Source organism: Comamonas sp. GCA5 (assembly GCF_036541385.1).
Taxonomy (GTDB): domain Bacteria; phylum Pseudomonadota; class Gammaproteobacteria; order Burkholderiales; family Burkholderiaceae_C; genus Comamonas; species Comamonas aquatica.
Window position 1 is genome coordinate 1 of the sequence record NZ_JAZHFR010000101.1, and the last position, 10,486, is coordinate 10,486.

The window sequence follows — 10,486 nt, forward strand, 5'->3', positions numbered from 1 at the left end:
AGCCAGCGCTGCACGGCGGCACGCGCCGGCGCCCCCACGGGCACGCTGCGGCGCTTGCCGCCCTTGCCGGTCACATGCACCAGGCCGGCCTGCAGGTCCAGCCAGCCCAGGCCGTCACCGGCCTGTACATCCAGGTTCGCCAGCTCGCTGACGCGCAGGCCGCTGCTGTACAGCAGCTCGGTCATGGCCGCGTCGCGCGCTTCTTCCCAGGGGTCGGCTTCCGGGTTGCGGTAGTCCGCCAGCTGCACGGCGGCGTCCTCCCCCAGCGCCTTGGGCAGGGGTTTGGGCGTTTTCGGCGCGCGGATGCCCTCGACGGGGTTGCGCTCCACCCAGCCCTGCCAGGCCGCCCAGCGGAAAAAGCCGCGCCAGCACGACAGCCACAGCGCAATGCTGCGGCCATGCCGGCCCTTGGCGTGCAGGCTGGCCACGAAACGGCGGATGTGCTGGGGCTGCAGCGCCAGCACCGCAGGCCCGGCCTCGGCCGCCAGGGCCTGCAGCTGCTGCAGGCCTTCGGTGTACAGGGCAACGGTGCGCGCGGCCAGCCGCCGCTCGCTGGCCACATGCTGCAGGTAGGCCTGCAGCTGCGGCGCGAGCGCGGCGGTGTCGGCCATGCGGAGGGACTCAGTTGCCCGCAGGCATGACGCGCAGGCGCCCCAGGGCGGCGCTGGCCTGTTCGGCAATCCGCGAGAGGAATTCTGTGCCCATGGTGGCATCGAAGCGCAGCGGATCGGTCGAACCCAGCACCAGCAGGCCGAAGGCGGGCGACTGGCTGTCGTTGGGGCCTTCGCGCAGCGTCAGCAGCGCCAGGGACTGCACCGCGTCGGGCTTGGGCAGCCAGGCCGTGGGCTCAAAGCCCAGGTTGGGGCCGCAGAACGGCATGGTCAGCGAGGTGGCGAAGGCCTTGGCGTCCTCGCTGACGCCCATGGTGAACATCGAGCCCAGGTAGGGACCGGCGACGCCCCAGACGCGGATGCCCACCTGGGGCACGTCGAACTCTTTCTGGATGCCTTCGGCAATCGCGTGCGGCAGCTGGCGCACGTCGGACACCGCCGCCAGGGCACAGCTCCAGCGGTGGATCTTGTGCGCGATGGCCGAGTTCTCGCTGCTGTTGCGCACCATCTCCATGATGCGCTGCTCCAGCCCCTTGATCTTGTCGCGCAGCATCTCCGCCTGGCGCTCCTGCAGGCTCACGGCACGCTGGCCATGACCGCTGCTGAGCTGCACGCTGGTCAGCATTTCGGCATGGCGCTCAAAAAACTCGGGGTGCTGCAGCAAATAGTCGGCAATGCTGGCTTCATTCATGGCGGGTGTATCGATGCTGTTCATAGTTCGTCAGGAAGATGGATCTGGCCTTCAAACACGGTGGTGGCAGGGCCGGTCATCAGCACGGCATCCTGCGCGCCGCCGGCCCATTCGATGGTCAGCAGGCCGCCGCGAGTATGCACGTCCACGCGGTGATCCAGTTCACCCAGGAGGATACCGGCAACCACCGCCGCGCATGCCCCGGTGCCGCAAGCCAGCGTCTCGCCGGCCCCACGCTCGAACACGCGCAGTTTGACCGCCGTGCGCGACAGCACCTGCATGAAGCCGGCGTTGACACGCTGCGGAAAGCGCACATGGGTTTCGACCTGCGGGCCGACCGTGGCCACCGGGGCAGTGTCCACGTCCGGCACCAGCTGCACGGCGTGGGGGTTGCCCATGGACACGGCCACCACCTGCACCTGGGACACCGGAGCCGGTGCCTGCAGGGCCAGCGGCCACACCAGGGCCTGGCCCTGGCGCTGCTCGGGCAGCCCGCTGGCATCGAACGGCACACGCGCTGGCTCCAGCACGGGCGCGCCCATGTTGACCGTGACGCGGCCATCGGCGGCCAGCGCCGGCGCGATCACACCGGCCAGGGTCTGCACCCGGATCACGGTCTTGGGGGTCAAGCCCTTGTCGTGCACGAAGCGCGCAAAGCAGCGGGCACCGTTGCCGCATTGCTCCACCTCACCGCCATCGGCGTTGTGGATCACGTATTCAAAGTCCACCCCCTCGGTGGGCGCGGGGCGCACGGTCAGGATCTGGTCGGCCCCGACGCCGAAATGGCGGTCCGCCAGGAAGCGGTAATGGGCCGGCGTCAGCCCCAGGCGGCCCTGGGTTTCGTCGAGCACGACAAAGTCGTTGCCAGCGCCTTGCATTTTGGTGAAGCGGATGTGCATAGCAGTGCAGCGGTTGAGCAATGGTTTCAGCGCGGTCCGCGCGCACCCCGCCCACGGGGGATGCGCTGGACCCAAACCCCGGCATCCTACCCCCCAAAACCCGGCCCTGCAGGCACCCTGCTGGACAAAGCACGGCCCGCCCCCCGGTTCGGCATAAAAAAAGACCGGCAGGGCCGGTCTTGGGGGTGCCGCACGGGGCGCTTACATGCTGATCTTGCTGATCTTGCTGCCGTTGACGGACACGCCGGCTTCCAGCCCGGTGTTGTTCAACACGTAGCTGCTGACCGGCGCGTTGGCCGTGGTGGTGTCGATGCCGCCATTGGCGCCGGCCTTGCCCACGGCCACATTGGCGTCCGCCCCGACGGACCAGCCATCGCTGTTCAAGAACTTGTTGTAGGCATCCTGGGCGCTGAACACATAGATGACGGCCTTGGACTGGCCCCCCGCCTGCCAGCCGATCGAGGCCGCCGTGGTGCTGTAGTAGCCGCGCGTGGTGCCGTTGGAGCGCAGCACGCACTTGCCGTGCTCGGCACCGATCACGAAGCTGCCGCCGATCACGGCCGGGCACACCAGCACGCCGCGCGACTTGGCCACCAGCTCACGGGTGCCAGGCATGGCGCTGTACAGGCGGTTGAGCGCCGCCGTGGCCTGGGACTCCAGCTCGGCACGGCTGGAGGGCGCTGCCCCCTTGCCCTGGGTGTTGCCCGTGGTCGTACAGCCCACCATCGCCACGGCCGCTGCCGCCATGCCGGACGCCAGCACCAGGGAACGCACAGAAAAAGACTTTTGCATAGGAAACCCCTCGACAGTGAAAACGTTGTGGAACCTGCCCGTCACCCTGGCGGTGTCCGTCTGGCCGGCGTCCCGGGTGGCGGGCGGTGACAAGCATCCTAGGCGCAGCACAGCCGACTGGCACGCACCCCGTCCAGTTCCCGCCGCCGACCTACAGCCAGCCGGCAGCCTGTCTGCCATCGGTGCCGGAATGCGCGCACAAGTGCAGCAAGAAAGCCGTTTTTTCCCTGTTTTCCCGCAGACCATCCCCGCACCGCATGCTTTAGGCTGGGCAGCCATGAGCTTCTGGAAACATTTTCACCATCCCCTGGCCGCCATGGTGCTGTTGCGCGTCACCCTGGCTGTGCTCCTGCTGTTCCACGGCTGGGCCAAGATCACCGGCGGCATTGCCGGCATTGAAGCCCTGGTGGTCAAGGCCGGGCTGCCCGCCTTCCTTGCCTATGGCGTGTTCATCGGCGAAGTCATCGCCCCGCTGCTGCTGCTGGTTGGTCTGTGCGTGGTGCCGGCCGCACTGCTGATCGCCGTCAACATGCTGGTGGCCCTGGTGCTGGTGCATGGCCCGCACTGGCTGCAGATCAGCAAGAGCGGCGGCTGGGCGCTGGAGTTGCAGGCCTTCTTCCTGATCACCGCCCTGGTCGTGGCGATGAGCCACAGCCGCAGCAAATAAGCCCGTCAGGCATAAAAAAGCGCGCCCGGGGCGCGCGAGGGTGCGGGGCCTGTGTGCCGCCCCGAATCAGAAACGCTCCCAGGGCATGGCATAGCGCCACTGCCCTTCGGCCAACTTGGCCATGGAGATGCGCCCCATGCGCAGGCGCTTGAGGCCCAGCAGCTTCAAGCCCACGCCGGCGCACATGGCCTCGATCTCCTCGGGGTAGATGCCCTTGAGCGCAAAGCGCAGGTGGTGGTCGCTTTGCCAGCTGACCTTGGTGCGCGGCAGGCGCTTGCCGGGGATGGCCGTGCCGTTGCACAGGCGCTCCAGCCCCTCGGCATCGAGCTGGCCCTGCACCTGGGCGATGCACTCCTGCTCCAGGTACAGCACGTCCTCGGTCAGCTTGCGCGCCACGCGCCGGTCCTGGGTGAACACGGTCAGGCCGCTGGCGGGCACGGGCAGCGGCTCCAGGCACTCCAGGTGCTGGAAATGCTTGTGCAGCAGGCGGATGGGCGCCGGGGTATCCCCCTGGTTCCAGCGCTCCGGCACCAGCAGGTCCAGCGCGCTGCGCGGGCCGCCCGCCTGCACCGAATAACCGGCGGGCTTGTGCAGCAGCAGGGTGACCGGGGGCACCGGTTCGGGCTTGGCACCGGCGGTGACGGTCAGGACCTGCGCCGGGCCCACGCGAGCGCCGGCTTGCTCGACGGTCTGGCCGTCCACCTGCACGGCGCCGGCCTCGATGTACAGCTCCGCCTCGCTGCGCGAGCACTGCAGTTGCTCCGCCAATCGCTTGGACAGGCGCACGGTGTTGTCGTTGTTGTGGGGAAATTCAGTCGGTGACATGCAGCAAGCCTAAAGCACGAATGCGTTCCACGTGCGCCATCAGGCTTCTTTCGGCCAGCTTCCACAGCGCAGTGGGCGTGTCGGCATAGGCCTGGGCCACCCAGTCCTGCACCGAGCCCTCGGGCTGCTGGCGCATGGCAGCCAGCACCTTGGCCTCGCGCGCCAGGCGGTGGGCCTTGAGCCGGGCGATCACGCCCTGCGCATCGCCCAGCACATAGCCATGGGCTGGCAGCACGAACTCCACACCCTGCGCAGCACACAGCGCGGCCAGCTTGTCTAGGCTATCGAGGTAGTCGCGCATGTTGCCATCGGGGATGTCGATGACCGGCGTGGTGCCGTTCAGGATGTGGTCGCCGCTGAACAGCAGGGCGTCCTCCTCCAGCAGCAGGCACAGGTGGTTGGCCGCATGGCCCGGCGTGTGCACGGCGCGCAGCGTGTGGCGGATGCTGGAGGCCTTTTCAGCCTCCGGCCCAAGCGGAGCGAGCGTGATGCGCTCTCCATCTTGCAGCACCACATCGGGCACGAACTGGCTGTTGGCACGCGCCGTCGGGGCCGAGGGCAGGCCATGGATCAAGGGCTTGTCCCGCCCCTGCTGCACGCACAGCGCCTGCAGCAGGAAGGCTCCCGGGGAGTGGTCGGCGTGCGAGTGCGTGCAGACGATGTGGCGCACGTCGCCCCCGGCGGCCTCCCACAGGCGCTGCACGTGGTCGGCATCGGCCGGGCCGGGATCGATGGCGATGAAGCCCGTGGCCGCCTCGCCGACCAGGTAGCTGTTGGTGCCCGGGCCGGTCATCACATTCGCGTTCGGTGCCGTCAGGCGCCACAGGTTCTTGCGCAGCGGCACGGCGCGCTCGCTCTGCCAGTCCAGCGGGTGCAGGATCTGCCCATCGGGGCAGACCATGGCCAGCTCACCGAACGGGGCTTCGTCTTCCATGCAGCGGTGCTGCTCGCCACGCAGCAGGCCGGAGCGCGGTGCGCTGGCCCACAGTGGCCCGGCGGCCACGGCGTCCAGCACCGCCTGCACGCTGGGGTAGCGCGCCAAGCGCGCCAGGGTGCGCAGCGTGGGGAAGATCATGGGCATCTGCCCGGCGGCATGGCGGTCCAGGGCCTGCTGCGGCTGGATCCAGACCGGCTCGAACTGCTCGGCCTCGTCGGCCACCGGGGTCTGGCCGGCGGGCATGCGCGCCACGAAGAAGGGCACGGCAAAGCGCTTGGGCAGGTTGCGGTCGGCCGTCCAGTGCGCCAGCTGCCAGACGCCGCGCACGTCCAGGCGCAGGCCGCGCTGCGCCAGCTGCGGCCACAGCGGGGCGTGGCGGTCCAGGGCATCGACATCGGCCTGGGTGGCGGGCCGTCCGTCGGCATGCACGGCCAGCAGCAGGCCCATCTCTTCCAGGCTTTCACGCAGGGCGGCGATGGCGGCGGTCAGCGCCCCGGGCGCCATGCCGTCGCGGTGCGCCACCTGGGCGTGGGCCTGGGCATCCTGGGCCTCGATGCCGCCGCCCGGAAAGACGTAGGCGCCGGGCACGAAGCTGGCCTGGTCGGAGCGGCGCGTCATCAGCACCTCCCAACCCCCTTCGGGGCGGTCGCGCAGCAGCAGCAGGGTGGAAGCCTCCAGGGGCGTGACCGGCACGCGCTGGGGGTGGAGCAGTTGTTCGGGTCGCAGCATGGCGCCCATTATTGATGCGGACGCGGGCCGCGCGCTGTCGCCCGTGGGCACAACGCCAGGACCTTGTGCGGGTCTGCCGTGCACCGCCGCCAGGTGTGCGGGGTGTGGGGTGCCGAAGGGTGGCACGTCCCCCCAAAAAGCACAGGGCCCGGTCGATGACCGGGCCCTGCGGGGTGTCTGCAAAGTGTGAAGTCCGCCGATAAGCCGGATTCTGTGCATGGGCTTGCGCCCATGTGACTGCCATTACTCTGGGCCGGGGGTCGCCCCACCGGCTCGATGCTACCTACCCGCACACTCCGGGGGCCCCGTCAACGTGTGCCTACTTGGTATTGCTGCGCGTAGAGATTGCCCGTTTCACCCGGGCCGGTTTACCTTGCGGTACGCCTGCCCGACTACGTCTCTGTTGCTCTGATCCTCACCTCACGGTGGACAGCCGTTAGCTGCTACGCTGCCCTATGCAGTCCGGACGTTCCTCCAGTGCCGTGTTTCCACGCTTGCACCAGCGGCAGTCTGGCGAACTTCACGGGCACCATTATCGTCCATGGGCCCGGCGTTTTCAGGTGCTCGCCGAAATCACCCGGATGTCGTAGACGATCACCCCCATCAGGCCCAGCACCGCCAGCTGCATCAGCAGGATGCCCCAGCGGCTTTCACGGTAGGAAAAGCCCACCATCAGTGACACACAGACCACCGTCATGGCCACCATGTTGATGTGCAAAAGTGACATGGACAACGCCCTCCTTCTTTTTGGTGCTGCAAAAAGTATGCGCCATGGCCCCGCAAAATCGAAGTGCGGCGCAAAGGCCGCCTGAAACACTGCGCTTATCCAGACCGGCATATGCATATCGCCGGAGGTATGAACAAGTGCGCCAGAATGTGCAGCCTATGCCCTCATCCACCCAAGGAGATGCCATGAAATTCGACAACGTCCTGCAGACCATCGGCAACACCCCCATCATCCGCATGCACCGCGTGTTTGGCGCCGGCGCCAACGTCTGGATCAAGTCGGAGCGCGGCAACCCAGGCGGCTCCATCAAGGACCGCATCGCCCTGTCCATGGTCGAGGATGCGGAAAAGTCCGGTGCGCTCAAGCCCGGTGGTGTGATCATCGAGCCCACCAGCGGCAACACCGGCGTGGGCCTGGCCCTGGTCGCCGCCGTCAAGGGCTACAAGCTGATCCTGGTGATGCCCGAGAGCATGTCCATCGAGCGCCGCCGCCTGATGCTGGCCTACGGCGCCAGCTTCGACCTGACGCCCAAGGAAAAGGGCATGAAGGGCGCCATCGCACGCGCCCAGGAGTTGGCCGCGCAGACGCCCGGCGCCTGGATCCCGCAGCAGTTTGAAAACCCCGCCAACGTGGCCGTGCACGCCGCCACCACGGCCCAGGAAATCCTGGCCGACTTCCCCGAAGGCCTGGACGTGCTGATCACCGGCGTGGGCACCGGCGGCCACCTGAGCGGCGTGGCCCAGGTGCTCAAGGCCAAGTTCCCGCACCTGAAGGTGTTTGCCGTGGAGCCCGCGGCCTCGCCCGTGATCTCCGGCGGCAACCCCGCGCCCCACCCCATCCAGGGCATTGGCGCGGGCTTTGTGCCCAAGAACCTGGACACCAGCCTGCTGGACGGCGTGATCCAGGTCGAGGCCGAGCCGGCGCGCGAATACGGCCGCCGTGCCGCCCGCGAGGAAGGGCTGCTGGTTGGCATCTCCTCCGGCGCCACGCTGGCGGCGATTGCCCAGAAGCTGCCCGAGCTGCCCGCCGGCGCCAAGATGCTGGGCTTTGCCTACGACACGGGCGAGCGCTACCTGTCGGTCGAAGGCTACCTGCCCACGGCCTGAAGCCCCCCCGCACAGCGGCCCGCAGCACGGCCGCCGCCCCCAACCACCACACCGGCGTGTGGTGGTTTTTTTTATAGCTGCTGGCGCACACCCCTGGCCCAAACCCCAGGCTTTCGCTCTGAATCGCTGGCTGGACAAGCGCCATCTGCTCTTACTTTTATTTTTCATTCTCCTTGCCCTGCCGAGGGCATGCCTGCCGCCTACCATCGAAGGCACAAGGAGAAGTCATCTTGTTCGGATATTTTGAAAAACGGGTGCCGCCCTATCCGGCGGAAGATCCCCAACTGCCCCCTGCGGGCTTCATCGCTTTTCTGTGGGCCTGCACGCGCGGCATGCGCGGCTGGATCGTGCTGCTGACGCTGACCAGCGCGGCCCTGTCTATCTACGAAGCCTTTCTGTTTGCCGTCATGAGCCAGGTGGTCGACTGGCTCAGTGCCACGCCCATGGGCGATTTCTGGCAGCAGCAGCACGGCAGCCTGCTGGGCATTGCCGCCATCTTGCTGGGCAGCATCGGCCTGCTGGCACTGCACACCATGGTCATGCACCAGGTGCTGGCCATCAACTTCCCGATGCGGCTGCGCTGGGTCTTTCACCGGCTGATGCTGGGGCAGAGCATGTCCTTCTACGCCGACGAATTCGCCGGCCGCATCACCACCAAGATCATGCAGACCGCGCTGGCGGTGCGCGAGGTGGTGTTCATCGTCGTCGACGTGTTGGTCGGCGTGGCCGTGTACTTCCTCAGCATCTTGCTCCTGGCCGGCAGCTTCGACGCCTGGCTGCTGCTGCCCTTCGGCCTGTGGCTGCTGAGCTATGCCGGCGCCTGCTGGTACTTCGTGCCGCGCCTGGGCCAGATCGGCAAGCAGCAGGCCGATGCGCGCTCGTTGATGACCGGCCGCGTCACCGACGCCTACACCAACATCGCCACCGTCAAGCTGTTCGCCCACACCCGCCGCGAGGCCGAGTACGCGCGCAGCGCCATGGACGACTTCAAGCGCACCGGCTATGCACAGATGCGCCTGGTCAGCCTGTTCGAGCTGACCAACCACATCATGATCACGCTGCTGATCCTGAGCAGCGCCAGCATGGCGCTGTGGCTGTGGGCCCAGGGCCAGACCGGTGCCGGCGTGGTCGCCGCGGTGATCGCCATGGCGCTGCGCATCGCCGGCTACTCGCACTGGGTGATGTGGCAGATGACGGGCCTGTTCGAGAACGTGGGGACCATCCAGGACGGCATCACCACCCTGACCAAGCCGCGCACCATCACCGATGCGCCCCACGCCCAGCCGCTGCGCGTCACCCAGGGCGCCATCGCCTTCGAGGACGTGCACTTTGCCTACAAGGACGGCGGCAAGCAGGTCATCGACGGGCTGAACCTGCACATCCGCCCCGGCGAGCGCATCGGCCTGATCGGCCGCTCCGGCGCCGGCAAGTCCACGCTGGTGAACCTGCTGCTGCGCTTCCATGAGGCGCAGTCGGGCCGCATCACCATCGACGGCCAGGACATCACCCAGGTCACGCAGGACAGCCTGCGCGGCGCCATCGGCATGGTGACGCAGGACACCTCGCTGCTGCACCGCTCGATGCGCGACAACATCCTCTACGGCCGCCCCGACGCCAGCGAGGCCGAAATGCGCGCCGCCGCCGAACGCGCCGAAGCGGCCGAGTTCATCGACACCCTGACCGATCGCCATGGCCGCAGCGGCTACGACGCCCAGGTGGGCGAGCGCGGCGTCAAGCTGTCCGGCGGCCAGCGCCAGCGCGTGGCGATTGCGCGCGTCATGCTCAAGGACGCGCCCATCCTGCTGCTGGACGAGGCCACCAGCGCGCTGGACAGCGAGGTCGAGGCCGCCATCCAGCACAGCCTGGACAAGCTGATGCATGGCAAGACCGTGATTGCCATCGCCCACCGCCTGTCGACCATCGCTGCCATGGACCGCCTGATCGTCATGGACCAGGGCCGCATCGTGGAAGCCGGCACGCACCAGCAACTGCTGCAGCTGGGCGGCATCTACGCCAAGCTGTGGACCCACCAGAGCGGCGGCTTCCTGAGCGAGCTGGCCGAAGGCGAGGTCTGAGCCACTGCACTGCCCCGCCGCCCAGCCCGGGGCGCGGGGTGGCGCCCGCAAGGATTGCGCGCGCGCACCAGTGGTGCGACAGGGGGGCACAACGGCATCGCCAGGCCCCGGCCCAGGGGGCATACAGGCTCCCACCAGGCGCCCCCGGGCAGACCGTGGCGGGCCGCAGACGCAGCGGCCGCCAACCCTTGATCCAGCACAAATCCCGCACAAATTCGGCCCCGCAGGGCCGATGAACGGCAGCGTGTCTAGACCCGGTCTACCTAGCATGTGAGGCCGTTTGGCGCCACCCATCAATATCAGGCTGGGGGCACCGGCCCGCACTCACCCCAAGGGACACCACATGCACGCCACCATCGAACGCCCCCCGGCTCCGGCCGTACGCCGCGTTCCCGCCCCCGCTGCGGCGCCGTCGGCCCGCACCCCA

At 68.2% G+C, this 10,486-nt stretch carries 10 protein-coding genes and 1 other RNA gene; 3 read left to right on the forward strand and 8 right to left on the reverse strand.

Features of this window, described 5'->3' with window-relative positions; translation table 11 throughout:
- The 4 genes from SJH88_RS16920 to SJH88_RS16935 form a co-directional block, all read right to left on the reverse strand.
- The coding region (locus tag SJH88_RS16920) for a site-specific integrase (protein ID WP_274755155.1) at positions 1–611 on the reverse strand (611 nt) is incomplete at its 3' end.
- A 10-nt stretch (positions 612–621) separates the two neighbouring features.
- A complete protein-coding gene (locus SJH88_RS16925) occupies positions 622–1,326 on the reverse strand; it encodes a DUF484 family protein (protein ID WP_042411472.1) in 705 nt (234 codons plus the stop codon).
- Positions 1,323–2,201 carry a diaminopimelate epimerase gene (gene dapF, locus SJH88_RS16930; RefSeq protein WP_154163828.1) on the reverse strand — a complete coding sequence of 293 codons (879 nt, stop codon included), beginning with the start codon at positions 2,199–2,201 and terminating at the stop codon, positions 1,323–1,325. Before dapF ends, SJH88_RS16925 begins: the two co-directional genes overlap by 4 nt.
- 201 nt (positions 2,202–2,402) lie before the next feature.
- Positions 2,403–2,993 (reverse strand): BPSL1445 family SYLF domain-containing lipoprotein, encoded by a 591-nt coding sequence (locus tag SJH88_RS16935; RefSeq protein WP_042411478.1) that lies wholly within the window; start codon positions 2,991–2,993, stop codon positions 2,403–2,405.
- 277 nt (positions 2,994–3,270) lie between these two features.
- On the opposite strand from SJH88_RS16935, the gene SJH88_RS16940 reads away from it, so the two are divergent.
- Entirely contained in the window at positions 3,271–3,660 is a 390-nt protein-coding gene (locus tag SJH88_RS16940; RefSeq protein WP_154163829.1) for a DoxX family protein, read from the forward strand.
- A gap of 66 nt (positions 3,661–3,726) precedes the next feature.
- Here SJH88_RS16940 and SJH88_RS16945 read toward each other — a convergent pair whose 3' ends face one another.
- From SJH88_RS16945 to SJH88_RS16960, 4 genes are all read right to left on the reverse strand, one after another.
- The gene (locus tag SJH88_RS16945; RefSeq protein ID WP_042411481.1) at positions 3,727–4,485 is read right to left on the reverse strand and encodes an RNA pseudouridine synthase; all 759 of its coding nucleotides are present in this window, start codon (positions 4,483–4,485) and stop codon (positions 3,727–3,729) included.
- Positions 4,472–6,151 (reverse strand): MBL fold metallo-hydrolase, encoded by a 1,680-nt coding sequence (locus SJH88_RS16950; protein ID WP_274755156.1) that lies wholly within the window; start codon positions 6,149–6,151, stop codon positions 4,472–4,474. The genes SJH88_RS16945 and SJH88_RS16950 overlap by 14 nt, the downstream gene beginning before the upstream one ends.
- A gap of 184 nt (positions 6,152–6,335) precedes the next feature.
- Positions 6,336–6,673, reverse strand: an RNA gene (rnpB, locus tag SJH88_RS16955) — RNase P RNA component class A.
- A 34-nt stretch (positions 6,674–6,707) separates the two neighbouring features.
- Positions 6,708–6,878 (reverse strand): hypothetical protein, encoded by a 171-nt coding sequence (locus tag SJH88_RS16960; RefSeq protein WP_210930285.1) that lies wholly within the window; start codon positions 6,876–6,878, stop codon positions 6,708–6,710.
- 185 nt (positions 6,879–7,063) lie between these two features.
- Here SJH88_RS16960 and cysK point away from each other — a divergent pair, with 185 nt between their 5' ends.
- Together cysK and SJH88_RS16970 are read left to right on the forward strand one after the other, a co-directional pair.
- Complete coding sequence (gene cysK / locus SJH88_RS16965; protein WP_274755157.1) at positions 7,064–7,984, forward strand: cysteine synthase A; 921 nt, start codon at positions 7,064–7,066, stop codon at positions 7,982–7,984.
- Between the two features lie 230 nt (positions 7,985–8,214).
- Positions 8,215–10,059 carry an ABC transporter ATP-binding protein gene (locus SJH88_RS16970; RefSeq protein ID WP_274755158.1) on the forward strand — a complete coding sequence of 615 codons (1,845 nt, stop codon included), beginning with the start codon at positions 8,215–8,217 and terminating at the stop codon, positions 10,057–10,059.
- Positions 10,060–10,486 lie beyond the last annotated feature (427 nt).